Origin of the sequence: Cryobacterium lactosi, from assembly GCF_004403945.1 — a bacterium.
GTDB classification, from domain to species: Bacteria; Actinomycetota; Actinomycetes; order Actinomycetales; family Microbacteriaceae; genus Cryobacterium; species Cryobacterium lactosi.
Map to the genome: position 1 here is coordinate 103605 of NZ_SOHM01000012.1, position 25118 is coordinate 128722.

General features: G+C 66.3%; 26 protein-coding genes and 1 tRNA gene. 11 read left to right on the top strand and 16 right to left on the bottom strand.

Annotated elements, in window-relative coordinates; genetic code table 11:
- Positions 1–136: 136 nt before the first annotated feature.
- The 5 genes from E3T61_RS06915 to E3T61_RS06935 form a co-directional block, all read right to left on the bottom strand.
- Complete coding sequence (locus tag E3T61_RS06915) at positions 137–898, bottom strand: FHA domain-containing protein (RefSeq protein WP_134640153.1); 762 nt, start codon at positions 896–898, stop codon at positions 137–139.
- Complete coding sequence (locus tag E3T61_RS06920) at positions 882–2534, bottom strand: serine/threonine-protein kinase (protein ID WP_134640154.1); 1653 nt, start codon at positions 2532–2534, stop codon at positions 882–884. Before E3T61_RS06920 ends, E3T61_RS06915 begins: the two co-directional genes overlap by 17 nt.
- A complete protein-coding gene (locus E3T61_RS06925) occupies positions 2534–3886 on the bottom strand; it encodes an FHA domain-containing protein (RefSeq protein WP_134640155.1) in 1353 nt (450 codons plus the stop codon). The genes E3T61_RS06920 and E3T61_RS06925 overlap by 1 nt, the downstream gene beginning before the upstream one ends.
- Before the next feature lie 26 nt (positions 3887–3912).
- Positions 3913–4815, bottom strand: coding sequence for a PP2C family protein-serine/threonine phosphatase (locus tag E3T61_RS06930; protein WP_241992434.1), 903 nt, complete (start codon positions 4813–4815; stop codon positions 3913–3915).
- Between the two features lie 92 nt (positions 4816–4907).
- Positions 4908–5933, bottom strand: coding sequence for a TerC family protein (locus tag E3T61_RS06935; RefSeq protein ID WP_134640156.1), 1026 nt, complete (start codon positions 5931–5933; stop codon positions 4908–4910).
- 210 nt (positions 5934–6143) lie between these two features.
- Between E3T61_RS06935 and E3T61_RS21865 the strand changes: the two genes are divergently transcribed.
- Positions 6144–6290, top strand: a complete 147-nt coding sequence (locus E3T61_RS21865) for a hypothetical protein (RefSeq protein ID WP_166793167.1) — start codon at positions 6144–6146, stop codon at positions 6288–6290.
- 66 nt (positions 6291–6356) lie between these two features.
- Here the strand turns inward: E3T61_RS21865 and E3T61_RS06940 are convergent, their stop codons facing one another.
- A complete protein-coding gene (locus E3T61_RS06940; protein WP_198418648.1) occupies positions 6357–6917 on the bottom strand; it encodes a DoxX family protein in 561 nt (186 codons plus the stop codon).
- 155 nt (positions 6918–7072) lie between these two features.
- Positions 7073–7145: transfer RNA gene (locus E3T61_RS06945), tRNA-Glu, on the bottom strand.
- A gap of 179 nt (positions 7146–7324) precedes the next feature.
- Here E3T61_RS06945 and E3T61_RS06950 point away from each other — a divergent pair.
- Both E3T61_RS06950 and E3T61_RS06955 read left to right on the top strand, forming a co-directional pair.
- A complete protein-coding gene (locus E3T61_RS06950) occupies positions 7325–7963 on the top strand; it encodes an MBL fold metallo-hydrolase (protein ID WP_134640158.1) in 639 nt (212 codons plus the stop codon).
- A gap of 44 nt (positions 7964–8007) precedes the next feature.
- Complete coding sequence (locus E3T61_RS06955; protein WP_134640159.1) at positions 8008–8385, top strand: YciI family protein; 378 nt, start codon at positions 8008–8010, stop codon at positions 8383–8385.
- A 164-nt stretch (positions 8386–8549) separates the two neighbouring features.
- On the opposite strand, the gene E3T61_RS06960 is transcribed toward E3T61_RS06955, so the two are convergent.
- Both E3T61_RS06960 and E3T61_RS06965 read right to left on the bottom strand, forming a co-directional pair.
- Entirely contained in the window at positions 8550–9884 is a 1335-nt protein-coding gene (locus tag E3T61_RS06960; RefSeq protein ID WP_134640160.1) for a phosphoribosyltransferase family protein, read from the bottom strand.
- A gap of 50 nt (positions 9885–9934) precedes the next feature.
- Complete coding sequence (locus E3T61_RS06965) at positions 9935–10936, bottom strand: SLAC1 family transporter (RefSeq protein ID WP_134640161.1); 1002 nt, start codon at positions 10934–10936, stop codon at positions 9935–9937.
- A gap of 321 nt (positions 10937–11257) precedes the next feature.
- On the opposite strand from E3T61_RS06965, the gene E3T61_RS06970 reads away from it, so the two are divergent.
- The 4 genes from E3T61_RS06970 to E3T61_RS06985 all read left to right on the top strand — a co-directional run bounded on the left by E3T61_RS06970 (position 11258) and on the right by E3T61_RS06985 (position 15461).
- Complete coding sequence (locus E3T61_RS06970) at positions 11258–11602, top strand: hypothetical protein (protein ID WP_134640162.1); 345 nt, start codon at positions 11258–11260, stop codon at positions 11600–11602.
- 135 nt (positions 11603–11737) lie between these two features.
- Positions 11738–12793 (top strand): iron ABC transporter substrate-binding protein, encoded by a 1056-nt coding sequence (locus tag E3T61_RS06975; protein ID WP_134640163.1) that lies wholly within the window; start codon positions 11738–11740, stop codon positions 12791–12793.
- Between the two features lie 32 nt (positions 12794–12825).
- Entirely contained in the window at positions 12826–14406 is a 1581-nt protein-coding gene (locus E3T61_RS06980; protein ID WP_134640164.1) for an ABC transporter permease, read from the top strand.
- Positions 14403–15461 (top strand): ABC transporter ATP-binding protein, encoded by a 1059-nt coding sequence (locus tag E3T61_RS06985; protein WP_134640165.1) that lies wholly within the window; start codon positions 14403–14405, stop codon positions 15459–15461. Before E3T61_RS06980 ends, E3T61_RS06985 begins: the two co-directional genes overlap by 4 nt.
- A 61-nt stretch (positions 15462–15522) precedes the next feature.
- Here E3T61_RS06985 and E3T61_RS06990 read toward each other — a convergent pair whose 3' ends face one another.
- Positions 15523–15789, bottom strand: a complete 267-nt coding sequence (locus E3T61_RS06990) for a hypothetical protein (protein WP_134640166.1) — start codon at positions 15787–15789, stop codon at positions 15523–15525.
- A 10-nt stretch (positions 15790–15799) separates the two neighbouring features.
- Complete coding sequence (locus tag E3T61_RS06995) at positions 15800–16381, bottom strand: ester cyclase (RefSeq protein WP_134640167.1); 582 nt, start codon at positions 16379–16381, stop codon at positions 15800–15802.
- Positions 16382–16469: 88 nt separating this feature from the next.
- Between E3T61_RS06995 and E3T61_RS07000 the strand changes: the two genes are divergently transcribed.
- Positions 16470–17069 carry a TetR/AcrR family transcriptional regulator gene (locus E3T61_RS07000; RefSeq protein WP_134640168.1) on the top strand — a complete coding sequence of 200 codons (600 nt, stop codon included), beginning with the start codon at positions 16470–16472 and terminating at the stop codon, positions 17067–17069.
- 50 nt (positions 17070–17119) lie between these two features.
- Here the strand turns inward: E3T61_RS07000 and E3T61_RS07005 are convergent, their stop codons facing one another.
- Positions 17120–18862, bottom strand: coding sequence for a CocE/NonD family hydrolase (locus tag E3T61_RS07005; RefSeq protein ID WP_134640169.1), 1743 nt, complete (start codon positions 18860–18862; stop codon positions 17120–17122).
- A gap of 200 nt (positions 18863–19062) precedes the next feature.
- Here E3T61_RS07005 and E3T61_RS07010 point away from each other — a divergent pair, with 200 nt between their 5' ends.
- On the top strand, positions 19063–19410 hold the full coding sequence (locus tag E3T61_RS07010; protein WP_134640170.1) for a MerR family DNA-binding transcriptional regulator: 348 nt from the start codon (positions 19063–19065) through the stop codon (positions 19408–19410).
- Between the two features lie 33 nt (positions 19411–19443).
- Here the strand turns inward: E3T61_RS07010 and E3T61_RS07015 are convergent, their stop codons facing one another.
- The 3 genes from E3T61_RS07015 to E3T61_RS07025 all read right to left on the bottom strand — a co-directional run bounded on the left by E3T61_RS07015 (position 19444) and on the right by E3T61_RS07025 (position 22106).
- Complete coding sequence (locus tag E3T61_RS07015) at positions 19444–20172, bottom strand: MerR family transcriptional regulator (RefSeq protein ID WP_134640171.1); 729 nt, start codon at positions 20170–20172, stop codon at positions 19444–19446.
- A gap of 103 nt (positions 20173–20275) precedes the next feature.
- Entirely contained in the window at positions 20276–21370 is a 1095-nt protein-coding gene (locus E3T61_RS07020) for a sensor histidine kinase (RefSeq protein WP_277613729.1), read from the bottom strand.
- Between the two features lie 10 nt (positions 21371–21380).
- Positions 21381–22106 (bottom strand): response regulator transcription factor, encoded by a 726-nt coding sequence (locus tag E3T61_RS07025; protein WP_134640172.1) that lies wholly within the window; start codon positions 22104–22106, stop codon positions 21381–21383.
- Between the two features lie 134 nt (positions 22107–22240).
- Here E3T61_RS07025 and E3T61_RS07030 point away from each other — a divergent pair, with 134 nt between their 5' ends.
- On the top strand, positions 22241–22783 hold the full coding sequence (locus E3T61_RS07030; RefSeq protein WP_241992435.1) for a M15 family metallopeptidase: 543 nt from the start codon (positions 22241–22243) through the stop codon (positions 22781–22783).
- A gap of 120 nt (positions 22784–22903) precedes the next feature.
- On the top strand, positions 22904–23839 hold the full coding sequence (gene bla, locus E3T61_RS07035) for a class A beta-lactamase (RefSeq protein ID WP_134640174.1): 936 nt from the start codon (positions 22904–22906) through the stop codon (positions 23837–23839).
- Positions 23840–23924: 85 nt separating this feature from the next.
- Here the strand turns inward: bla and E3T61_RS07040 are convergent, their stop codons facing one another.
- Positions 23925–25046, bottom strand: coding sequence for a serine hydrolase domain-containing protein (locus E3T61_RS07040; protein WP_166793169.1), 1122 nt, complete (start codon positions 25044–25046; stop codon positions 23925–23927).
- Positions 25047–25118 lie beyond the last annotated feature (72 nt).

The following is a 25118-nucleotide window of genomic DNA, read 5'->3' on the forward strand; positions in this document are numbered from 1 at the left end:
CGTTTTCCCCTCGCGTGTAGCAGTCGCCGTACGAAACGGCTCCGGCTGCAGGACCGTGCGCGTCATCCGCTACCGCGGGACGTTTGGCACTGCCTCCTGATCGGCTCTTACGCTAACACGCGAAGGGGTGCCACCACTACGGGGACTCCTCCCCCTTGCGAGACTCCTCGGCCGCCCGGTCCAGCAGCACAACATCGTCCACGCTGACCAGCCGGGTAGCCACGGCGTATTCGACCAGTCGGGCGCGCCGGTTGGTGGCCAGGTGGCCGGTGCCACCGCGAAGCCCGGCGACACCGAGCTTGTCGAGCTTGCTGCAGACGTTGTCGAGCTTGCGGTTGAAGGTGGTCATGCTCCACCCCACCCTGGCCGCGGCCTCGGCCGAGCTGGGAATGACCCCGCGGCCGGGCACGGCCTGGGTGAGGATGCTCTCGGACAGGGCCACGATCAACAGCCGCTGACTGGTGGTGAGGGTCACCGGAAGGATGGTGGTGGTGCCGCTTTCGTGCGATGCGGACAGCGAGGTGTTGTAGAAATCGTCTTCTGCGTGGATCGTGAAGTCATAGGTCGACGATCCGGCGCTGAACATGACGTGCATGGTCTGGAATACGATGGGCAGTTTCGCTCCGGGCGCCAGCCAGGCCTGCACGGACCCTGTCGTGTCCGACACGGTTGCTGAGAGCAGGTTGCCGACGTTGGCGATCCACCACATCCCGAAGTCCTCGTAGAGGCGCAGGAACGTGCGGTGCAGGTAGGGATTGTCGTCGATGGTGAGGTCGGATTCCCGCCCGATCGAGAACGCCGCGCCGGGCTCGACGGAGTACCACTCACCGCAGAACTCGATCCGGAGCGGTTTCACGGCGCCGGTCGCGGCGGCGCCGGTCTCAACGGTTGCAGGCACGATTGGCCTCCGAGACCTTGCCGTCGGCTCGTTGCAGGTAGATGTCCAGGCACACGGTGGTACCGGGGACGATTCCGTCCACGGTGATGTCCGCCGTCGTGCTCAGGGAGGGCTGTGCCGGGTTCTCAGCGCGGGCCCACCGGTAGACGTCGCCCTCCTCCGGGCTGGGGTTGCTCACGGTGAAGGTGACCTGGGTGCCGTCCACCGAGGTCGCCGTGCCGTCGAGCACCGGGGCCGGCACCCCGGCGGCGACGTTGGCGCCGCCGGGGTCGGCCGGCGCCGGGGATTTTGTGGGAGTCAGGGCCGAACCGTCGGCGCCTGTGAGCACCACAGCGGTGGCGACGGCGCCGACAAGCAGGGCACCGGCCACGATGGAGCCGATCAGCAGCAACGGGCGTCGCCGCGGATGGTTCTCGACGGGGGCGGCCGGCTCGTCGACGGATGCCGGGACTGCGTCCGGCACGGGCGCGGCCGCCGGGCGCACGGCGCCGCGGGGACGCACCACAGTGCGCTCCCTGACCGGCTCGATGACTCGGGCGCCACGCACCCGGGTGGCGTCGGCTGAGCTCGGTTCTTCCGGCGCGACTTCGGGTGCCGGGCGAGCAGGCGCGGCCGCCGGCGCTTGGGCGGCGATCGACACCACCGACCTGGCCCGGGTCTCGTCGTCGCCGGCCGGCGCATCCGGCTTGACGTGCTGCACACCCGCGCCGGTGGGGATATCGATGCCCGTCGGTGCGTAGCCCAGTTCCAACTCCACCCGTTGCAGGGCGCGGGCGAAGTCCACGGCCGTGGCGAATCTGTCGTCGCGCCGGGTCGCCATGGCCTTGGCCAGCACCGCCACGAGCGCGCGCGGCACGTCGTCGCGGCCGATGGGAGTGATGGCGCCGCGTTCGATGCGCCCGACGAGGTCCAGGGTGCCGTTGGAGCGTCCGTGGATCTCGAACGGTGTCTGGCCGGCCAGCAGGGTGTGGATGGTGGCGGCCAGCGAGAAGACATCGCTGCGTACGTCTGGCCGGGGGTCGTCCTCGAACATCTCCGGCGGCGACCAGGGCACGCTCATGCCTACCGACTGGCTCTCTCCGGTGCCGGTGGATTCTGGTCCGGGCCGGCGGTGGCCGCCGGTGCTGGTCTGCACGGGCAGTTCCTCGTCAAGGCTCGACGAGATGCCGAAGTCGGTGAGGGCCGGCCAGCCGAAGTCGTTGGTGAGCACATTGGCCGGTTTGATGTCGCGGTGCAGGATGCCTGCGGAATGAGCGGTGGCTATCGCGCCGGCCAGGCGTACCCCGGTGCGCAGGGCGTCCTCGACGCCGAACTTCTCCCGCTTGTACCGCTCGGCCAGGCTCGGGCCCGAGCAATGCTCCATCACGAAGTACGGTCGTCCGTCGCCGGCGACGTCGGCGTGGTAGATCGTGACAATGTACGGGTGGGTCGACAGTTGCGCCATCAGGTTCGCTTCGTCGACGAACTGCGCCTGGGTCGAGGGGTTCAGCTGCTCGGTGAGCAGCACCTTCACCGCGACCCGGCGACGGGGCAGTCGTTGCTGATAGAGGAATACGTCGGAGAACCCGCCGGAGCCGAGGATGGAAAGGAATTCGTAGCCGGGCAGTTCGGGGGCGACGGAGGGCGGGCGGCGCATCACTCCTGCCCGACCGTGATGGTGATGCCGCTGCCGAGGTCGATGACGGTGCCGACGATGACCGCGGTGGGCTCACCCTGGCGCAGTTTCTGGGCGGGCTTGCCGGGCAGGGCTACGAGAGTGCCGTTGCGCGAGTGCAGATCGGTGACCACCACGGTGTCCCCCTCGACGGTGAAATGCACGTGGTTGCGCGAGACATCTTGATCGGCACCGCCCAGACTCACCAGGCGGGGCACCAGGTCGCCGGACATCTTGCTGACGCTCGGCGCCCGGCCCACCCGGATGGGCTGGTTCAGCGGTTCCCGCACCCCGCTGGGCAGCAGCAGGTAGAGCCGCGGTGCGGAGGCGGGTGCCGGCGCGTCGGAGTCAGACCCGGCAGGGTTGCGGCGGCGCGAGTCGCGCAGTTTCCTGATATCACCGCTCATCACCGTGTGGCCGTCGTGGTCGCCGGGAACGTCGGCGACGTCGACCGGGTCCGCGGCGCTCGCGCTGGCGTCGTCGTCCTCGGCGTCGGGCCGAACGGCCGCCTGTTCGACGCCGCGCATCACGGTCGCTCCGAACAGGTGGTCGTAGCCGCCGGTGAGGTCGGCGTCGTTCTCGACAACCGGGTCGGCAGCCGGTTCTACGGCGGTGATGTCAGAGATGGTCTGCTCGGCCATGGGCTGCTCGGCGATGGTCTGTTCGCTGGCGGGTTCGGAGATCGTGCGTTTGGGCACCGGCAGCGGCGCCGGTGCGGTCGCTGGCGCGGCAGCTGGTGCGACGGGCGGCACGATGTGCAGCGGCGGAACGATGTGTAGCGGCGCGTCCGCCCGAACGGGCTGAGCCGCACGGGCGCTGTCGACCGTCACATGGAGGCGGCGGGTGCGCACTATGCCCGACTCGAGGGGAAGGCCCGTTCCCGGCGACAGGGCGGCATGATCGTCCGTATCGGTCAGGTCGGCAGCCAGCGGCTCGGTGCCGGGCGCAGCGCTCACCGGCGCGGCGGTGATGTCCACCCCGGTGACGTCCGTCACGGAGCGTTCCACCCAGGTCGAGATGCCCAGGCCGCCGATCGACACGTGGCCGGCGGCGGTGGCCAGACTCACCACGACGTCCCCGCGCACGAAAACCCGCACGGTCGCCGGTGCCGCTGTGTCCCAGGACAGGAGCGCAAAGGGCGGGGTCTTGGACAGTCCCCCCGCGGTGAGTTCGTCGAGCACGGCGCGTGCGGCCTGCTCGGCGGGGACCGGGCCGGTCAGGCTCTCCCAGACCCTGGCCGTGGCAGCGGGTTCGGCGGCAGGAAACAGCACCAGACGGTCGCCCGTGGCGCCTGCCAGCCATCCGCCCCGATTGTCGTCGTCGTACGAAAGCACAGATCCCCCCATTGCCTTGTTCGTACCTACGGATTCGTGTTGCGCGGCCGAGTGTCTTCGAGGTGCTCGTGCATCCCGGCCGGTCGTTCGCGGGTCACATCGGTGTCATGGCCGGGGTCACCCCAGGTCGACTCGACGATGACGACGGTGACGTTGTCCCGGCCGCCCTTGGCCAGGGCGGCGGCGACAAGCACATCGGCCAAAGACCCCAGGTCCTCCGGCACGGTGTGCGAGGCCAACAGTTCGGCGATCTCGACCACCGACAGCTCCTTGGTGAGGCCGTCGGAGCAGATCAGGAAGGAGTGCCGTCCTGTCGCGGGCAGCAGCCAGACATCCGCGTCGACGAACTCGTCGGCACCGATGGCGCGGGTGATGACATTGCGGTCCGGGTGCTTTTCGGCATCCGTCGCCTTGATCAGGCCGGCATCCACCATCTCCTGCACCGCAGAATGGTCGACGCTGAGTTGTTCGAGGGTGCGGCCGTCCCAGGTGTAGATGCGCGAGTCACCGATGTTGAAGGCCATCCAGTGGAAGCCGACGTCATCGCCGGCGTCAACGAACGCGACACCGGCCAGGGTGGTGCCGGAGACGGCCGTGCCGAAGTCGTCGGCTGCGCTGAGATCCCGCACAGCGTCGTTGGACGAGTGGATCGCATCGAGGATCCGCTCGGGGGTCGACGGTACGTCTTGTTCGATGTGATCGTTGAAAACCCTGATGACGGTCTGGCTGGCGGCATCACCGTGGGCATGGCCGCCCATGCCATCAGCGACGAAGAACACGGGCGACTGCGCCAGGTAGCTGTCCTCGTTGACCTTGCGTACGCGTCCGACGTCGCTGCCGGCACTGAAACTGAAATGCACGCTCGAGTTGCCGAGCGTGATCGCACTCTCACCGTTCACCGCCATGTGCACCCCGAAAGTCCCGTCCATGCTCCGACTCGAAGCGCTCCCGCCCCGTTCGGGGGAAGTGGAGCTACCACCGTACCAATTCCCCGGGCTCGTTCAGGCGCAGTCTGACCGGGTCATTCACCGGTTGTGGGAACGGGCTCGTCAACGGCGGCATTCCGCTCGCGGCGTGCATCCCTACGGGTCTTGATCAGGCTGGCGATGGTCGCGACGGCCATCGACACGATGATCACGGCCAGTGAAGTCCAGGTGTCGATCTCCGGCGCCCAGGTGAAGCCCTCGCCGCCGTTGAGGAACGGCACCTCGTTGTTGTGCAGGGCGTGGAAGACCAGCTTGACACCGATGAAGAAGAGGATGAATGCGATGCCGTACTTGAGGTATTCCAGGCGCTCGAGCAGCCCGCCGAGCAAGAAGTACAGCTGGCGCAGGCCCATCAGGGCGAACACATTGGCGGTGAAGACGATGAACGGGCTCTGGGTGATACCGAAGATGGCCGGGATCGAATCCAGTGCGAAGATCAGGTCGGTGGTTCCGATAGCGATCAGCACGATCAGCATGGGCGTGAAGAGTCGACGGCCGTCGATGGTGGTGCGGATCTTCGCGCCGTCGAAGCCGGGCGAAATGCGGATGTGACGACGCAGGTAGCGCACCAGAGAGTTCTCCGCGTCGTCCTCGCCGCCTTCCTTGGCGAACGCCTGGTGGATGGCCGTGTAGAGCAGGAAAGCACCGAAGATGTAGAAGATCCAGCTGAAGTTCTCGATCAGCTGGGCGCCGAGCAGGATGAAGATGCCGCGTAGAACGAGGGCGATGATGATGCCGATCATCAGCACTTCCTGCTGGTACTTTCGCGGCACCGAGAACCTCGCCATGATGATGACGAAAACGAAGAGGTTGTCGATCGACAGACTGTATTCGGTGAGCCAGCCGGCCAGGAACTGCCCGGCGTGTTCGCCGCCGCCGAAGATCAGCATCAGCAGCGCGAAAACCAGCGCCAGGCCGACGTAGAAGACCACCCAGAGAGTAGCTTCCCGGATAGACGGCACGTGCGGGCGTTTGTAGACGATCAGCAGGTCGGCGACGAGCACCAGGGTCAGGGCGACCAGCGAGATCACTTCGAAGGCGATCGGCAGCTCAAGATTCACGAAAAAGGGGCCTTTCGGAGATGCGGCGAATGCTGGGCGTTGACACCCGCGGCAGTGGGCCACGCGGGGCCCCAGAGGGATGCTCCCCTACGCCCCTCAATGCTACTCCTCGCGCGCTTCCCGCTTCCGCGCGGGCCGGCGAGAAGACGAAGGCCGCTGTCAACCGGCTAGGGGATGGCCGCGGCAGCACGGCGGCGATAGCCTCGCGATATGAATGACGAAGAACTCCGAAAACTCGCTACGAAAAGGCTCAAGGCACGCCGGGACTTCTGGAATTTCTGCGGTGTCACCGAGCAAGCCAGCGACGAAGAAGTGAGCCGGCTCACCCGCCGTGACCAGCGCGGCGGGCAGGGCTGACGCCGGACCGGCACATGTAGAACCGGCCGCCCCGAAGGGCGGCCGGCCGGGTGATGCTGGCGCTGGCTAGACCAGCCAGGTGTACTTCTGCACGATCGGCAGGGCCTTCCAGGTCTTTCCGAAGCCCCAGGTGTCACCGGCCGAGAAGACGGCGACGACGATCAGCGCGAGCGCGTAGATGATGTGGTAGTCGACGAGCGGGTTCGTCGATGCAGCGCCGGCGGTGAAGGGCCACTCGGCCAGGTACATGAAGACCATGATGAGGCTGCCGGCGGCGGCGCTGATGCGCAGGCCGACGCCGAGCATGACGGCAAGTCCCACGGCGATCATGCCGAGCATGAAGAGGAAGTCGACGAGCGGGCTGGCGATGCCGACGAAGAACGGCTGCAGCGGTCCGGTGACGCCGGGGCTGTTCAGGAAGCCCTGCGCCGGGGTGCCGCCATTGAGCCAGGCACGCTCGGCGGGAGTGGAGAAGCCCAGGCCGAAGGTCTTGTCAAGGAAGGCCCACAGGAAGATGAATCCGGTGGCCAGGCGCAGCACCGCAAGGGTGCGACGCTGGAGCAGGGTGGTGCCGGTCGTCGCGGCGGGGGCGGTGACCGCTGCCCCGCGGGTGGTGGTGCTGGCCATGGGATGGTTTCCTCTGTGTCGAATTCGAAGCCCCGTGTCGTCTGATACTGGACTGTGAATTCAAGACTCCCAGCCCTTTTTCAGCAATGACAGGGCCTAACGTCCCAAAAGAAAAAAGCCCGGCCTCCTTCGTGAAGAAGGAGACCGGGCGTTTGTGACCCCAACCGGATTCGAACCGGTGTTACCGCCGTGAGAGGGCGGTGTCCTAGGCCGCTAAACGATGGGGCCGTTTTTGCAACTTCACGAGTATGCCACAGGCTTGATACCGAGTTCAAATCGAGTGCGTCGTCCGCGCGTCGCTCGGGGCATCCGCTGCACCCGCCGGGATGCCGGGACCGGCTGCGGGTGCTCACAGGATGCGCGTGTCGCGCGTTGCCCGTGGTCTGATTTGGGTATTAGCTCGAGACATGAAGTTGACCAAACTGGAACATGCCGCACTCGTGATCGAAGCCTCGGGGCAGAAGCTTTTCGTCGATCCCGGATCGTTCACTACTGCTTTGACCGAGACAGCGAACGCGGCCGCTATCGTGATCACCCATGAGCACCCCGACCACTGGACGCCCGAGCAGCTGAACCGCGTGATCGCCATGAACCCCGGCGTACCCATCTACGGGCCGGCCGGGGTGGCCGCGGCTGCGGGCGACATCGCTGTGACCGTGGTCACCGAGGGTGACACCGTGAGCGCCGGGCCGTTCACGCTGAGATTCTTCGGCGAGAAGCATGCGGTTATCCACTCCTCGATCCCGGTGATCGACAACGTGGGCGTGCTCGTGAACGATGAGCTCTTCTATCCGGGTGACGCGTTCACCGTTCCCGAGGGTGTCGCCGTGAAGACCCTGGCTGTACCTGCGGGAGCGCCGTGGCTGAAGATCAGCGAGGTCATCGACTATGTGCTCGCGGTCAAACCGGTGCGCAGCTTCCCCACCCACGAGATGGGACTGTCGCGCAGCGGCAAGGACCTCGCCAACTCTCGCATCAAGGCTGCCACCGAGCAGAACGGCGGCACCTTCTTCCCGCTCGAACCTCACGAATCGCTCGACCTGTAACCGCACTATCTGAACCACGCACCGCCTGAATCAAAGGAGATCTCATGCGCTTCTCGTTGCTCATCATCAAGGCCGAGACCAGGGAAGGCGACATCTCCGAAGAGGAGCTGCCGCCATTCCGGGAGCTGTTCGATGCGTATGCGGCCTCGCTGCAGGAGGTGGGCGCGCTCATTGCGGCAGACATTTTCCGGCCCGCCGCGGAGTCCACCACGGTGACGCTTCGCGGCGGCAGCCGGGAGGTGCGTGACGGACCGTACATAGACGCGGTCGAATCGCTCTCCGGCTGCTTCGTGATCGACGTGCCTAACCGGGCCACCGCACTGGACTGGGCCGAAAAATGCCCGGCGGCGCTCTACGGTGTCGTCGAGGTGCGACCGGCGGCGCTGGCCTTCCACGACGGACGCTGGCGCGGCGAGAGCTGAGCTCACCCCACCGCGGCGAATCCCAACGGCGCAGACACAGAAGCACCACGAACGAATGTAAGGAAATCGGCCGCTACCGAGGATGCTTTTTCCAATCCCGTCCTTCTGATCTCACTTTTTCCTCATAGCGAGATATCCGTGGAGATCGGGCGACTTCTGTGGGCCTAGGCGGGTGCCTCGATGTCAGGCGGCAGCAGGTGGCGGGTGAACCAGTCGGCGGCGAGCTCGGCAACGGCGCCCAAGGCACCCGGTTCCTCGAACAGATGGGTGGCCCCCGGTACCACGGCCAGCCGGGTCTCGCCGGACAGGAGGCGCTGCGCCTCGCGATTGAGCTCCAGCACCGTCGCATCGGCACCGCCGACGATGAGCAGGGTGGGCGCGGTGACCTGAGGCAGTCTCGCGCCGGCCAGATCCGGTCGGCCGCCCCGCGACACGACGGCGGCGATCTGCACGCCCGGCTCGCCGGCCGCCCACAGCGCCGCGGCGGCTCCGGTGCTGGCGCCGAAGTATCCGACGCGGCATTCGGAGGCATCGGCGCGATCGGTCAGCCACCGGGTGACCGCGGCCAGTCGCCGCCCGAGCAGTTCGATGTTGAAGACGTTGCTGCGGTCCAGCTCTTCGGCCGGGGTGAGCAGGTCGAACAGGAGGGTGCCCAGCCCGGCCTGAAACATCAGGTCGGCGACGAACTGGTTGCGGGGGCTGTGCCGGCTGCTGCCGCTGCCGTGGGCGAAGAGCACCACGCCGGTCGGTGACGCGGGCAGGTGCAGGTGGCCGTGCAGGGTCACGGTGTCGACGGGAATCTCAACCTCGACATCGGCGTCGTTGTCGGGATCGGTTGCGGTGACGGTGTCCTGGCCGGCGACCCGACGGGCCGCCTCGTCGAGCAGCCGGGCGACCTCGTCGTCGGTGGTGGCCGAAAAGTCTGTATAGAACTGTCCCACCGCCCAGAATTCCTCCGGCGCCGACAGATACACGATGTCGTCAGCACCGGTCATCTCGGCCAGGGTCTCGGCTGCGATCACCGGCACGGCGAGGATCACCGTCTCGGCGCCGAACCGCCGGGCCACGTCGCAGGCCACCCGGGCGGTCGCCCCTGTGGCCACACCGTCATCCACGATCACGACAGTGCGCCCGTCGAGCGGGAGCCGGCTGCGCCCCGGCCGCAACCGTTCGACGCGTTCGTCGAGGGTCACGCGCTCGCGGGCTTCGACGGCGCTCACCTCGGCATCGGTCACCCCGGTCAACGCCACCACAGATTCGTCGACGAGTTCCTCGCCGCCCTCGCCGATGGCCCCCATGGCGAACTCGGGTTGGAACGGCACGCCGAGCTTCCGCACCACGATGACGTCGAGCGGCGCGCCGAGCGCCGCAGCCACCTCGAACGCCACCGGCACTCCCCCGCGCGGAATACCGAGCACGACGACATCCTGCTCGCGCAGGTAGAGGAGTTGCCGGGCCAGCTGACGGCCGGCGTCGACACGATCCGTGAAGAGCACCACCGGGCCATCATCGACCCGTCAGCCGCCGGGCGCTAGACACGAACTTCGACTCAGCGCCGCTCTGCTGACAACGCGACACCCGGCGCGCCGGTTCGGCTGCGGGCGACGAGCAGGACGACGGATCGCACGGCGATGCTCCCGATCAGCAGCGTGACCAGCGCGATGGCGAGCCACGCCCCCACCACGTGTCCGGGGCCGCCCCACAGCGCGAGCCAATGCACCGTATATGTTCCGCTGGATGCAGCAGTGAAGGTGAAGGCCCAGAACCCCAGGGTGAAGGGCAGCCGCCAGTACGTGCCCAGCAGCATCAGCTGCACGAGTATCAGCACGACAAAGGTGCCTAGCAGCATCGTCTCCACCAGATCGATGCGGCCGCCGTTCAGCGCGAACCAGGCGTTGCCGGCGACGGCGGGTGGTGCGGAGAAGATCGCGAAGGTCGGCAGGAGGGCGGCAGGCGGAGCCGGGCGGAACGCCATCCGCGCCAGGATGATCGTGCCGAGCACCAGCCAGAAGAGGATGCCCACTGCGATGGCGGCCTCACCCAGCAGCGTCCAGCCGAAGGTGCCTGCACTCTGCCCGACGATGAAGGCAGCCGCCACGGTGGGCAACAGGTACCCGGCGTGGATGGCATCGATGCTTCGCTCGCGAAGCGCCAGCTGGGCGAGAAACCAGGCGCCGTAGAGGAGGCCGATGACCATGAACACGCCCGTGATGATGCGGCCGGCCAGCGGGAGCTGCTGCGCGTAGTGCGTGCAGATGAGCATTGCCGACGTCGGGGCGAGCGAGGCGAACGCCCCCTGCACCGGGTCGCGCAGGTCGTCAAGGATGCTTCCACCGCGGTTGCGGGAACGCCAGAGGTAGTTCGCGACAACGGCGATCCATGCCGCGGCCGCGAGCATCCAGAGCCCCTCGGCGATGAACGGCGGCGCGAGCGACGTGACGGCGGCCATGGTCCAGGTGCCGGCGAGGCCGGCAAGCCCGAACGGGATGCCGAGGCTGCTGAGCGGGGCCCGGCCGGTGTCGCGGCTGGTCTGCCGCGGGGCGGATGTCATGCGCGTATCTCCTCACGGGCGGACCAGGCGTGTGGGCGACCTGCCCATCACATCGTCATGCTTCTCGCTGGGGACCACGCTACGCGGGCTGAGCCGGGACCTTCGTCACGGCCCGACATCGGGACCACAAGGATCAGCCCACCCGCAATGGAAGGGCACCCAGCCCGACCGAAATCGGGGAGGTCCCCTTTTGCGCCGACTGCGGCCAACGGCCTCACCCTGATACCGTGACGCATCGACAGTCGGTCCGTCCGGGGCATCCGCGTCAGGTTGCCCTCGCTCGGCGGGCTCGCGCCGACAACGCAGGGAAGCGGTTAGTCCATGAAGAGAATTTCGTATTGCGGAGATTCGTTCCTGACCACCGATGGGGCCGCGGATGCACTCTTGGCGTTGGTCGTCGCGTTGCCGGACGGCCACGATTCCGAGTTGCTCGAACTGCCCGCGGTCAACAGCGACGGGGATGAGATGGTCGTGCAGGTCGTGGTCGGACCGGGTAGTGAGCTCATCAGCGTTCCAGAAGAGTCCACGGCCGGCGAACCGGACACGCTCGAAACCGTCGCTTACCTGCAGGGGCGCATGCACACGATCACGCTCCCCCGCGAGCTCAGCTACTCCGAGGCTTCATCCTTCGCTGAGTATGAATGGGACTCCCGGTGCGTGCTTTAGTCCAGATGAGGCGTGCCCGCGAAGCGGTCGAGGAGGTCACCGCGACCGAGTAGCCCGACGATGGTCCCGGGCACGACGCGATTACTTAGGGTAGGCTTTCCTACTGTTCGCTTTCGCCTCGTCACCAAGGGACCCATGAGAATTCTGCCCTCCACGATCCTCCTCACTGCCGCAGCGACCTCAGTCGTCCTTGCCCTGTCGGGGTGCGCCGGTTCTGCCGGAACAACGTCCTCGTCGCCGGCGGCGATCGATTCGCTGGACGGCTCCAGCCTGACCGTCTACAACGCACAACACGAAGAGTTGACCCAGGAATGGGCCGACGAATTCAGCGCGGAGACCGGGGTCACCATCACTCTTCGGAACGGGTCGGACTCCGAACTGGGCAACCAGATCATCGCGGAAGGCGCAGCCTCCCCGGCCGACGTGTTCCTCACCGAAAACTCCCCGGCGATGTCGCTCGTCGACAACGCCGGCCTCTTCGCCGACCTGGACAGCGACGTTCTCGACCAGGTGCCGGATGCCTACAAACCGTCCACCGGAACGTGGACAGGCATCGCCGCCCGCTCCACCGTGGTGGTGTACAACCCCGCCTTGATCAGTGAGGCGGAGTTGCCGGCATCGCTGGAGGATCTCGCGGACCCGGCCTGGAAGGGCCGTTGGGCCGCGTCGCCGAGCGGCGCGGACTTCCAGGCCATCGTGTCGGCCATGCTCGAGCTGAAGGGCGCAGACGCCACGTCGGAGTGGCTCACGGCCATGAAGGCCAACTCGGTCGAATACAAGGGCAACAGCACGGTCATGAAGGCAGTCAACGCCGGCGAGATCCCGATGGGCGTGATTTACCACTATTACTGGTACATCGACCAGGCCGGAACGAAGGAGAACAGTGCCAACACGGCGCTGCACTACCTGAAGAACCAAGACCCTGGAGCGTTTGTCAGCGTCTCCGGTGGCGGTGTGCTCGGATCCAGCAAGAACCAGGCGGCCGCCCAGGCCTTCGTCAAGTTCATCACGAGCAAGACCGGACAGAGCATCCTCCAGACCGGAACCAGTTTCGAGTACCCGGTTGCCAGCGACGTGACACCGAATCCGGCGTTGCCCGCGCTGGACACACTGGACGCTCCGGTGGTGGACCCGGCCACCCTGAACAGCACCAAGGTCACCGACCTGATGACCGAGGCCGGGATCCTCTGACCCCGATCGGGTAACCTCGTTCCGGCGAGAGGATGGACAACGTGACCACGTCGACGGCCCCACGGGGGCAGCGGCAACGGATCGCGAGCCCCGGCTCGAGGCCCTCCGCCCTGCTGCTCGCTCTCGTCTGCGTGATCGCCGTCGCGGTGCTCGTTCCCGTTGGCTTTGTCGCGTCCGTCGTCGCCCAGGTCGGTTGGCCCACCTTGGCGCCCTTGATCTTCCGGCCCAAGGTGGGCGAACTCCTCGTCAACTCGGTTCTCCTGGTGGTGATCGGAGTTCCCCTCTGCGTGACCATAGGGGTCGGCGGGGCATGGCTGGTGGAGCGCACGATCCTGCCGGGACGACGACTCTGGGCGGTTCTGCTCGCCGCGCCCCTGGCTGTGCCGGCCTTCGTGAGCAGCTACGGCTGGGTCAGCGCCGTGCCGTCGCTCGGGGGTCTGAGCGGGGGCTTGCTGGTGGCCACGCTGGCATATTTCCCCCTCGTCTACCTGCCGGCTGCCGCGACCATCCGCCGTCTCGACCCGTCTCTTGAGGAAACAGCGCGCAGCCTGGGGCACGGCTCCTGGGGTGTGTTCTTCACCGTGGTGCTTCCGCAACTGCGTTTGGCGATCTGGGGCGGCGGGCTCGTCGTGGCCTTGCACCTTCTGTCGGAGTACGGTGCGTTTGCCCTGATCCGGTTCGACACCTTCACCACCGCGATCGTGGTTCAGTATCAGTCGACGTTCGCCGGGCCGGCGGCCAGCGCGCTCGGCGTCGTGCTGGCGATGATCTGCCTGGTGCTTCTGGTTCTCGAAGCATCCACCCGGGGTCACGCCCGCTACGCCAAGGTCGGCTCGGGAAGCGGCCGGCCGGGCATGCGCCTCCCCCTCGGCCCATTTGCGCCCGTCGCCGTGGCGGCCCTCGGCGTGCTGGTCATGCTGTCGTTGGGCGTTCCACTGGCCAGCCTCGGGCGGTGGCTGATCGCCGGAGGGGCCGCCGCCTGGTCCCAGCCGGAGCTGGGCACCGCCGTCGTGCAGACGATGCTCCTCGCCGGAGGCGGCGCGGCGGCGGCAATCGCCGTGGCGATGCCGGTGGCCTGGCTCGCGGTGCGCCATCCCGGACGCATCGCCCGCACCCTCGAGGGCGCCACCTACGTGTCCAGCAGCTTGCCGGCCATCATCGTGGCGCTGGCCCTGGTCACCGTGACCCTGCGGACGGTGCCGGCGCTCTATCAGACAACCTGGACGGTTGTCTTCGCGTATGTGATCATCTTCATGCCGCGAGCACTGGTCAGCCTCAGGTCCGGGCTGGCGCAGGCGCCGATCGCTCTCGAGGAGGCCGCGAGGGCGCTGGGGCGCTCGCCGATGGTCGCCCGCATGCACGTCACCCTTCCGCTCATCCTGCCGGCCATCGGCGCCGGCGCGGCGCTGGTCGGACTCGGCGCGGCAAACGAACTCACCGCCACCCTCCTCCTGGCGCCCAACGGCACCAGAACGCTGGCGACGCAATTCTGGTCGGCCAGCTCCGCCGTGGCCTATGCGAACGCCGCACCATACGCGGTCCTGCTCATCCTGCTCGCCGCACCGGCCGTAGCGATTCTCTTCACCCAGTCCAGAAAGCGGGAGCGCGGATGACGTCCCTCACCATCGAACAGATCTCCAAGGACCTCGGCGGATTGCCCGTTCTGCGCGCCGTGTCACTGTCGCTGGAGGCCGGCAGCCGGCTGGCTGTGGTGGGCGCATCGGGAAGCGGCAAGAGCACCCTGCTCCGACTGATCGCCGGCTTCGACAGGCCTGACAGCGGCAGCGTGCGCATCGACGATTCCCTTGTCTCCGATGACGCCGTGTTCGTGCCGGCGCATCGCCGCGGCATCGGCTACGTCGCCCAGGATGGCGCTCTCTTCCCGCACCTCACCGTGGCGCAGAACATCCATTTCGGCCTTCGAGGCCGTCAACGCCGGGGCCACGAGGCGGATGCCGCAGCCGAGCTCGTCGGACTCGATGTGCGCCTGCTGAAGCGCTACCCCCATGAGCTTTCCGGGGGCCAGCAACAGCGCGTGGCGCTGGCCCGGGCGCTGGCACCGGGACCGCGGATCCTGCTGCTGGACGAACCGTTCAGCGCCCTGGACTCCGGATTGCGCAACCAGACCCGGCATGCAGTCGTGGAGGCGGTCGAACGCACCGGCACCACCACGGTGCTCGTCACCCACGACCAGGCCGAGGCGCTGTCGTTCGGTCAGCAGATCGCCGTGATCTCCGGCGGCCGAATCGACCAGGCGGGCTCGCCCATCCAGGTGTTCCAGAATCCGTCCAGCCCCCAGACCGCCGACTTTCTCGGCGACGCCATTTTCGTGCCGTGCCAGGTGCAGGGGACGATTGCCGAGAGTGCGCTGGGCCGGCTGCACGTCGCCTACGACCACCGCGCCGGCGGAGGCGAGGCCCGCGCCCTGCTGCGTCCGACACAGCTGAGTCTCGATTTGAACCCTGACCGCACCAACGCGGTGATCGTGCGGTCGTCGTTCAGCGGTTCGACCGTGCGACTTGACCTTCGGCTGACCGGTCCCGGCGCACCCACCGACTCGGTGCTGACCTTCGACCTCATGACCGCCCATCCGGACGGCTACGCGGTCGGCACTGCCGTGGCCTTGTCCGCGGCCGGAGCCGTGGGCGTCTACTCGCTCGCCCACTGAAGTCGGTACCCTGTGTTCCTCTGAGACGCTCCCCCGCCGCTGACGCCTGACCTGCCGCCCGTCAGCTCGGCTGATGCTCGATCCGGCGCACTGCGCGTTCGAGGTCGCTTCCCACGCGGGAGAGCCAGAGAGTCCCACGCTGCGGCGGTGCTGCATCGCCTGGTTCCCGTGGGATCGAATACCCCACGCGATACGGGAAGTCACACCCCGTGTTCCAGGGCAGGGTCGTCGGGTTGGGAACGAAGGCAACGATCTCGACCTCGGCCCACACCAGCGCGGCCAGGCCGGTATGGCCAGGGTCCAGGAGTATTCGGTCTCCGACCCCCACGGCCGCACCGTCAGACATCGGCTCGGCCAACGATCATCGAAGCGGCACGGTCGGCCTCGGCGCTCACCGCGCGGGCCTCCCGGCGGGCGAAACCGACAAGGCTCCAGCCGAGCATCCGTAACCCCGCTGCGGGGCTGGGCGGGAAGACCCCGAGCTGCCCGAGCATGGTGACATCGTCACGCACCGCCTCATGGCCGATCACCAGCCCGTCACGCATCTCGAGCACGTGGATTTGTTCGACGTCGATCGTTCGCCCGGTCGGCGGTATGGCTTGGGCCAGCTCGCCCCCGGTGTACTGCACGAAGGCACCCGTTTGTACTCCCGTCATCCGTAGCCGGAGCCAGACGAAGTCGTGGTTTTCGGCGGAATCGATGATCGTGAAGTGGAGGTCGGAAAAGGCGTGGCGCATCCAAGCACTGGAGGCGAGGAGGCCACCGGGGCCCGGGTTCGAGGCCGCGGAGGGGGCCACGGCGGCTTCCCGGTTGCAAAACTCCGGGTGAGCTACTTGCTGGGCGAGTCGCAAATCCCCCGTCGCAAGGACCTCGAAGACCTGCCGGGCAGTGAGTGCGTGAGCATTCTGATAAGGGTTCATTTATTCATAGTACGGTCACACAATGAATTAATGCAAGGTCAGCCACCCGGCGGAATAAGGACCGTGCGGAAGCCTGTACGATCACACCATGACGACACGGACCTACGCCTCTCCGCGTCGCGCCCAGGGCGCGGCTGAGACCCGCCGTGCCATTCTTCGAGCCGCCCTGGACGTCTTCGAGGACAAGGGCTACACCGCGGCGAGCCTGGCCGAGATCGCGGCGAAAGCCCAGGTGTCCCTCAACACGATCTACGTGAGCGTCGGCAAGAAGCCCCAGTTGCTCCTGGCCATCTTTGAGGAGGCGACCAGCGATGCGGACATCGACTCCACACTGGCCGGAGTGGAATCTGAAGACTCGCCACTCCGCATCATCGCGCACATCGCGCACGGCACCAGGGTGATTTTCGAACGCCACTCGTGGGCCCTCGGCGAGCTCTATGACAATGCGGCCACGAGTGAGGAGTTCACGCAGACAATCGCGGCTTCCGAAGCGCAGTACCGCGCACGGCTCGGGGTCGCGGCCGCCCGGGTGGCCGCATTGCACGCGCCCCTGGATGCCGGCCGCGCTTCAGACGTGCTCTGGTTCTACTTCGGCTTTCGCCCCTGGCGAGAGCTGCGCAAGCTTTCCTGGTCGTGGGACGACGCCGAGATGTGGCTTTCGCAGCAAGCGGCATCCGCTCTGCTCTGAAAGGGGCGCGACGCCCTGCTCGTGGTGCCGCCGCCCGCCGTGCTCACCAGTCAGTTCTCGGAGGACGGTTCGCTGATGGCCGGTACCGAGAACACGGGCGGACCGATGGGAATCTCCTGCTTCGACACCTCGACATACAGGTCAAGGTAGAGGGCCTGCTCACCCGGCGTCGACAGGTCATCAGCTGGGTCGTCGAGCGCGAGATCGAGTTGCGCGTTGGTGACCGCGATCGTCTCGTTTGATGGGGTGTCGATCCAGTTGCTGAAGACCCCGGACTCGATCGTGCCGATCTCCACGGCCAAGACGTGGCCCGCGGGCAGGGTCCAGTCGGTGGACTTGAGGTCGAACGTTGTTGTGCCCGGCTTCACCACGGAGACGTGTTCGTCGAACAGCACGGCATTCCCGTCGGGGGCGACATCGTGCAGTTTGACCATGACGTTCCCATGCCCGGTGGCGTCGAAGGTGATGCGCGGGGTACCGGTGATGCGGATTTCCTGCTCGAGCGGCTGCGAGAACTGGATGTAGCTGTTGCCGGTTTGGACCGTAAGGTCACCCTCGGCGCCATCGTCGACGTACGAGCCGGGGCTCAGAACAATGTTTGCGTCGCGTTCGACGACGGGCCAGGTGTCCTGGGCTCGCCAGCTGCCAGTACTGTCCTGGATGGAGAACGCCGGCACGTCGACAGCGGGTTCTTTCCCCTTGAGATGCTCGTCGTAGAAGGCCATGACTTCGTCGAACCACCCTTCACGGCCAGCCTTCAGTGTCCCCTCGCCGTCGCGGTCATTGCCGCGGATATGCTCCCACGGTCCAAGCCAGCCGCGCTGTGGGCCGGTGTGGTTGGCAAGAAACTCCTGCATCCCCTCGGGAGCAGTCACCGACTCGAGGAGTCCCTGAGTGAAGAACAGGGGTGTGTCGGTGCCGGCCGCCTGTGCTGCCAGGTCGCGGGTCGCCCAAAACTCCGAGTCGGGGTTGGCCGTCTTGTAACCGAATGAGTTCATGACCTCGCATTCCGGCACCTCGAGTTCGTATGCTGCGTTGGCCCGGTAGCGATCGTCATCATCAGGCAGAGCTGGGATCTTCGCTGTTTCGTTGTAGCTGCGCGCCGTGTCGACCATCGGCGCTCGCGGGACACCGTTGGATCGAACGCTCCGGTGCAGATCCCACATCGGCGCCTGGGCGACGACCGCATCGAGAGCGTCGAGCTTGAGGTTGTTACCCACCAGCCCCGTGATCGCGTCATACGACTTGCCGTACATACCGACCGACCCCGTCGACCACGGCTGGCTCTCCGCCCACTCGATCGCAGCCTTCACGTCTGCCTGTTCACCTGGGCCCATGAAGTCCAGGCATCCGGAGGAGCCGCCGAAGCCCCGCAGGTCGACCATGACCAATGCATACCCCCGGTCGAAAAGCTCCCCGCCCTCGATGAGGTCACCGAACCGATCGGATGGGCCCGTGTGTTCTTCATCGCCGGCGACCAGCGCCTCCCCGGAGTGTCCGAAGTACGCGCCGACCGAAACGATGACGGGAACCTGCTCGTCTTCCGCCAGTCCTTCGGGTAAGAGGACATCGGCGTGCAGATCGGTATCGGACCCGTCGGATGACGGGAAGTAGTGTTGGGTCCACTCCGCGCCCTCCGGCACCCTGCCGTTACCGGCGTGGGTGACAGATTCCGTGTCGGTGGCGACCAGGGCCGTGGCCGGAGGTGCCGCCGCACACGCGGCCAGGCCGAGAATCACCGGCAAGCCGGCGACGAGTACACCGGCGCGGAGCCGGGTTTTTCCAGTGGACATTTGTGTGCCTTTGGGTTGACTGTGTCGTGCTGATCCCTCATGACACACCGTGACCCCGGGGCACACTCAAGCCCTCGCCCACAAGACCATGACCGGACGGCGGGCGGAAAGGTGGCACTGCAGATGCCGGCCTTGACTCTGCCCCTAGGGCAGATAGTGAACTTGGTGACAGCCCCGCTCATTGACGGAAAGGAGCAGCCGTGGCCTGGAGCACCAGCCAAATCGCAGAACTTGCCGGCACGACCGTCAAGGCCGTGCGCCACTATCACAAGCTCGGTCTTCTCGATGAGCCTGATCGTCTCGCGAACGGCTACAAGCAATATCAGGTCCCGCATCTCGTGCGCCTGCTGCAGATCACTCGGCTTGCCGACCTCGGCATCCCGCTCGGCCAGATCGCCCCGAGCGACCGCGCCGATCAGGCTCCTGACGCCGCGCTCCGCTTACTGGACGCCGAACTCGAGGCTAAGGTCCGGCGGCTTCGCCGCATCCGCCACGAACTCGCCGTCATACTTTCCAACCGTGGTCCATCCGCCCCGCCGGCCAGGTGATGATCGAGGGCCGGCATGTTCCGCGTGTCCGTCTCAGTCGTTTGTGGCGGCCTGCAAGACGGCATGCGCGCGCCCGAGTACGTCCATCTGCGCCGGATTGTACAAAGCCGTGATCGCCTCGCCGACCACGCTTCCCGCGAATACTCTGCCGCCGGGCGCGCGTTTGCCTGGTTCGCTCAACCAGGGATAGGTGGCGGTGAGTTCCTGCATGTACGGCGCGTAGCGTTCCGCCAGTTCCTGCCGTGTGGCCTCGTCCGCGGTCGACGGCAGCGAGTCGAACTCCGCATCGATGGGCCTGCGCTTTTTGTCCTGCACCATCTCGCGGAGGTCTTCCATCGCCGTAGTGGTGAAGACTCGCGAGTAGATGAGGAGCAGTGCGCGATCCGCGTCGCTGAGTTCGGAAGCGCCCTCGCCGAATCCCGCAGGAAGGTCGGTCGGGGTCTGATGGCGCAGAATGAGAGCCAGTTCGGCTCTGACTCGCTGGAGCCGCTCGATGCTCTCCGCAACATCCGTGTCGATCACGCGCAATGCGTCGTCCGGGCTTGCGTCCGGCTCGCTCATGGCGGCGATCTGAGCGAGGGGCATGCCGAGGTCGGACAGTCTCTTGATCTGCAGCAACCTCACGAGGTGATCCACGCCGTATAATTTGTAGCCATTCGATGCCCGTTCCGGAGTGTCGAGGAGCCCGATCGCGTGATAATGCCTCACGGCTTTCACCGTTGATCCAGCAAGTTCAGCGAGCTGCTTCGTACTCCACGTCATCTCGGTTGTTCCCTTCGCTACGGCCGCGTGGCTGACAACTTACAGTCAAGACCATGCCCCTGGGGCATAGTCAACCGATTCACGAGTACGCCAGACCGGTTGGCTAGGGCAGCCCGGACTCGCGCTGGTGGACATCGGCGCCAACCGCGGGCAGCTCGACGCGTATGCTCAGCCCACCGCCCGGACGCGGGGTGAGGGTGAGCCGGCCGTCGTGAGCCTCAACGATGCTCTTCGCGATCGCCAGGCCCAGTCCCAGTCCCGCATCGTGGTTGCGGATTCTCCCGCTACCGCGCTGGAATGGCTCTGTCAGCGTTGCAACCAGGTCAGGGGACAGCTCTGCGCCGGTGTTCTCGACAATAAGCGTGACGGTGCTCGGCCGCACGGCAGCGCTCAGCCAGACCGAACCAGACGTCGGAAGGTTGTGGACGATCGCGTTGTGTAGGAGGTTCGTCGCCAGCTGCAACAGAAGCGCCTGGGATCCCAGAACCGAGGCGATCTCGCTCTCGAGCTCGACGGCCACCCCGCGTTCCTCAGCGAGTGGCAGGAGCGTCTCGGCTGCCTCTTCCGCCACGAGCGAGAGATCGACGCATTCACGAGCGAACGAGCGACGGTCTGCGCGACTGAGCAGAAGCAGTGCCTCCGTGAGGTCGATCGCCCGAGTGTTGACGACGCGAAGACGGCTGATCAGCTCGTCCGTGTTGCGGTTCGGATCGATGCTCCCAACTTCGAGCAGCGTTCTGGTGATTGCCAATGGCGTACGGAGTTCATGAGAGGCGTTGGCCGCGAAACGCTGTTGCTCGGCTACATGTGCCTCGAGCCGAGAGAGCATCGTGTCGAAACTGTCGGCGAGTTCGCGGAACTCATCCTGACGACCGGGGAGTTGGACGCGATGGGAGAGCGACCCTGCCGTTGCCTTGCGCGCGGCATCAGTCACACGGACCAGGGGTGCGAGCAACGCTCCCGCGAGCACCCAACCGCCCACTAGTCCGAAGGCGAGCAAGAAGATCAGCACGGCCGCTACAGCCGGCAGGAAAGCCTCCACCAGGTCTGAGCGGTTCGGGGCGAACCCGGCCGTCCCAGTGATCGGTTCTTCCGGCACGTAGCGGAGCAGGAAAACCCAAACGACCCCAAGCAGCAGACCCCCGGCCAGCACCACGAGGCCGGCATAGCTCAGGGTGAGCTTGAGCCGTACGCTCAGTCCCGGCGCCCTAGTCAGGGTGGCCCTCCTCCGGGCGAGCGGGCGGCGCAATCACGGTGGTGCCGGCGGGACTGGAGGGGTCTTCAATCCGGTATCCGACTCCCGCCACGGTGACGATCAGCCAGGGCTCACCCAGCCGCTTGCGCAAGGTCGAGACAGTGATGCGCACCGCGTTTGTGAACGGGTCGGCATTTTCATCCCATGCTCGCTCCAACAACTCCTCGGCGCTGACGACTCCCCCGTCGGCGCTCATGATCACCTCGAGCACGGCAAACTGCTTGCGCGTGAGAGCGACGTAACGGCCGTCGCGATAGACCTCGCGGCGGAACGGGTCAAGCCGCAGGTTGGCGATCTCCCGCACGGGCGGCCTGTTCCGGCCTCGTCGGCGGTCGAGCGCCCGCAGCCGGAGGACCAGCTCGCGCAGGTCGAACGGCTTGGTGAGGTAATCGTCGGCTCCGACCTCGAATCCCGAGGCCTTGTCGTCGAGAAGGTGCGCGGCTGTGAGCATAAGGATGGGCATGCCGCTGCCCGAAGCGACAATGCTCTCAGCGACCTCGTCACCGGATGGACCCGGTATGTCGCGGTCCAGGACCGCTATGTCGTAGGAGTTGATGCTGAGGAGTTCGAGCGCGGCGTCGCCGTCACCCGCAATGTCTCCCGCGATCGCCTCCAGGCGCAGACCGTCGCGGATGGCCTCGGCCAGATAGGGCTCGTCCTCGACGATCAGCACACGCATGCCCTCATAGTACGAGCCGCGACCTATCCTCGGCGTATCGGTAAACGCATACGACGAGGCAACGGCAGGTTGGCTTTGCTCGGCACATGACCTATCGAACCTCGCCCCGAGTATCGGACCGACGCTCCCAGCGCATGCTTGTCATTGCGTTGACCCTCATTGTTGTCGCGCTTGTCGGAGTCGTCGGCCTGTACCTCGTGCTGGTGGCGCCACTAGGCCCAGACGACTCGCTGGTCGGGCCCGATTCGGAGGTCGTCACGGCGTTCGATGACGACAATCCCACGGTTGCGAAGCTTGAACCGCAACTTCGCGATGCCCTGCAGAGGTCAGCCGCCGATGCTGAGAAAGATGATGTGTTCTTCCAAGTGAACAGCGGCTGGCGCTCGGCTGAGGAGCAAGAGCGCCTGCGTAGTGATGGAGTCGCCGAGTACGGATCGGTCGAGGAGGCGTCTCGTTGGGTGGCCACCGCCGAGACGTCGCCACACGTCTCCGGTGACGCGGTCGACGTCGGCTCGTTCGACGCAGTGGTCTGGTTATCGGAACACGGCGCCAGGTACGGTCTATGCCAGATCTACGACAACGAGGCGTGGCACTTCGAATACCGTCCCGATGCCATCACATCCGGCTGCCCGCCCAAGTACTTCGATCCGACAGAAGACCCACGGATGCAACCATGATGAATGCGCACTCAGTCGGCCGCGGCGCCGGGGCGGTGGCGCGCCACAGCCGAGAAACTGAAGCCGGAAGTCTCCTCTCCAATTTGACCCTGTCCCTAGGACATGGGTTTGGATTGGCGAATGACCTCTCCGATTTCCCGATACATGCGGGCACAGTTCACGATTGTCGCTCTTGCAGGGCTGGTGCTCACCGGATGCGCATCGGCCTCCCCGTCAACGGACGCGAGCTCGGTGCCGCCGTCCGCGCCCCCGGCACAGCCCGTCGACGGCGCCGCGGAATTCACGACACTGGAGGCGACCTATGATGCACGCCTGGGCGTCTATGCATTGGACACCGGAACGGGCAGCGAGATCTCCTGGAGAGACGATGAACGATTTGCGTACGCGTCCACTATCAAGGCCATGGCCGCTGCTGCTCTCCTCGACACGGTGGGGCTGGCCGGATTGGCGACCCCGGTGCCGATCGAAGAGTCGGACATCGTGCCGTACTCCCCGGTCACCGAGCCCCGGGTCGGCGGCTCGATGACACTGGGTGAAATCGCTCACGCCGCGATGACCGTCAGCGACAACACCGCGGCGAACCTCATGTTCGAGGCACTTGACGGACCCACCGCCCTCGACGTTGACCTGAGCAACCTCGGCGACGACACCACCGTTGTGTCCCGAATCGAACCGGACCTGAACGAGGCGGTGCCTGGGGACGATCGGGACACGACCACGCCGAGAGCGTTCGCCACGAACCTCAACGAATACCTGTTCGGAGAGCACCTGAGCGGCGGGGAGAAAGCACAACTGGAGACGTGGCTGACAGGCACTCAGACCGGCGACACCCTGGTCCGCGCCGACCTACCAACGGACTGGGTAGTTGGCGACAAATCCGGTTCGGGCGGCTACGGTACCCGCAATGATCTTGCCCTCATCCGCCCGCCCGGTCGGGCACCCATCATCATCTCGGTCATGTCGAGCAAAGCCGAGCCGGATGCCGAGTCCGACGACAGACTCATAGCCGAAGCCGCTGCTGCCGCAATGGTCGCCCTCGACGCCGCGAACGACTAAGAGACAGGCGCGGTCGGCCGACTGGGGGCGCTGAATGTGCTCCGAGAGGAGCGCACACTCGGCGCTCATCCCTGAATTCCAGGCGCTAAGGGCGCGAGGCAGGGTCGCAGAGGGCCGTGTCGATCGTGTCGATGACCACCAAATATCGCTTGAGCAGTTCATCGTCAGGACCGTCGAAGATTGCCCACGGCAAGGCGGTCACGGTGACGGTGAACGCCGTGCCGTCGGCCGCAACCGCGTTGCGGGTCTGGAATCCGGGAATGTCCCCCGAGTGGCCCCATGCGGTTCCGCAGCTCAGTTCAGTGCTCTCGATTCCCAGTCCGTACTGTGATCCGGGCAACAGTTCCTCGCCCGTCGGAACACCCGTCAGCATCTGCTTCATTGTGGCCTGACCGAGGAGCTCGCCGTTCAGCAGTGCCCGCATGAAGCCGTTCAGCTCGCTCGGGGTCGACACCATGGCTCCAGCCGCCCATGTCCAGGACGGGTCGGCCTGGGAAATGTCTCGAAGGTCCCCGCCTGTATCGACGTGATACCCCTTGGGGTGGCTGTCCCGGATTTCCCGTTCGCCCTGGGTGGGCAGGTAGGTGTGCTCAAGACCAAGCGGTGCGACGATCCGGGTGTCGATCTGTTCGAAGAGCGGACGCTCCGAAATCGCCTCGACGAGCAGCCCGAGCACGAGATAGCCGGTGTTGCTGTACTCGTATCGTTCGCCCGCCGCGAAGCTCACCGGCCGCTGGGCGGCGATATCGAGCATGCTGCGTGGCGACCGGTAGGTGTTGCGAACCGCGAACGCGTCGGCGGCGATGAGGTCCGCATATTCCGGCAGACCACTGGTGTGTTGGAGCAGCTGCCTCACGGTGATGGCTGAGGGCTCCACGCTTGGGCCTGTCACAACCCCGGGTAGATAGTGATCGATGGGAGTGTCGAGGTCAACGCTGCCCTCCTCGACGAGCTGAAGGACCACCGCAGCGGTGAATGTCTTGGACGCACTGCCGATTCGCACTTCACCGTCTGCCGGTACGGGGACGCGGCTGGCTAGGTCGCCGACGCCGGCGCGCACCTCGTGGGCGGTGCCATCCGCGTCGGTCCGGGTAGCCACAGCCGCAGGATACCCTCCGTCTACGAGTCCATCCACCAGTGACTGGAGATCGTCATCAGTCGTTGCAGCTGTCACTTTCCACACCGCGCCGGCCGCGGCCAACGCCACGATGAGGGCCGCGGCGAGCCCGATGGCGAGGGTTCGCCTCGGCCGCCGGCCGGTAGGCGAAGCCTGGGCGGA

Coding starts and splice junctions, on each gene's coding strand:
- E3T61_RS06920 (WP_134640154.1), bottom strand. CDS start 2,534: ATGCGCCGCCCGCCCTCCGTCGCCCCCGAACTGCCCGGCTACGAATTC.
- E3T61_RS06930 (WP_241992434.1), bottom strand. CDS start 4,815: ATGGACGGGACTTTCGGGGTGCACATGGCGGTGAACGGTGAGAGTGCG.
- E3T61_RS21865 (WP_166793167.1), top strand. CDS start 6,144: ATGAATGACGAAGAACTCCGAAAACTCGCTACGAAAAGGCTCAAGGCA.
- E3T61_RS06940 (WP_198418648.1), bottom strand. CDS start 6,917: ATGGCCAGCACCACCACCCGCGGGGCAGCGGTCACCGCCCCCGCCGCG.
- E3T61_RS06950 (WP_134640158.1), top strand. CDS start 7,325: ATGAAGTTGACCAAACTGGAACATGCCGCACTCGTGATCGAAGCCTCG.
- E3T61_RS06955 (WP_134640159.1), top strand. CDS start 8,008: ATGCGCTTCTCGTTGCTCATCATCAAGGCCGAGACCAGGGAAGGCGAC.
- E3T61_RS06965 (WP_134640161.1), bottom strand. CDS start 10,936: ATGACATCCGCCCCGCGGCAGACCAGCCGCGACACCGGCCGGGCCCCG.
- E3T61_RS06970 (WP_134640162.1), top strand. CDS start 11,258: ATGAAGAGAATTTCGTATTGCGGAGATTCGTTCCTGACCACCGATGGG.
- E3T61_RS06975 (WP_134640163.1), top strand. CDS start 11,738: ATGAGAATTCTGCCCTCCACGATCCTCCTCACTGCCGCAGCGACCTCA.
- E3T61_RS06980 (WP_134640164.1), top strand. CDS start 12,826: ATGGACAACGTGACCACGTCGACGGCCCCACGGGGGCAGCGGCAACGG.
- E3T61_RS06985 (WP_134640165.1), top strand. CDS start 14,403: ATGACGTCCCTCACCATCGAACAGATCTCCAAGGACCTCGGCGGATTG.
- E3T61_RS06995 (WP_134640167.1), bottom strand. CDS start 16,381: ATGAACCCTTATCAGAATGCTCACGCACTCACTGCCCGGCAGGTCTTC.
- E3T61_RS07000 (WP_134640168.1), top strand. CDS start 16,470: ATGACGACACGGACCTACGCCTCTCCGCGTCGCGCCCAGGGCGCGGCT.
- E3T61_RS07005 (WP_134640169.1), bottom strand. CDS start 18,862: ATGTCCACTGGAAAAACCCGGCTCCGCGCCGGTGTACTCGTCGCCGGC.
- E3T61_RS07015 (WP_134640171.1), bottom strand. CDS start 20,172: ATGACGTGGAGTACGAAGCAGCTCGCTGAACTTGCTGGATCAACGGTG.
- E3T61_RS07025 (WP_134640172.1), bottom strand. CDS start 22,106: ATGCGTGTGCTGATCGTCGAGGACGAGCCCTATCTGGCCGAGGCCATC.
- E3T61_RS07030 (WP_241992435.1), top strand. CDS start 22,241: ATGCTTGTCATTGCGTTGACCCTCATTGTTGTCGCGCTTGTCGGAGTC.
- bla (WP_134640174.1), top strand. CDS start 22,904: ATGACCTCTCCGATTTCCCGATACATGCGGGCACAGTTCACGATTGTC.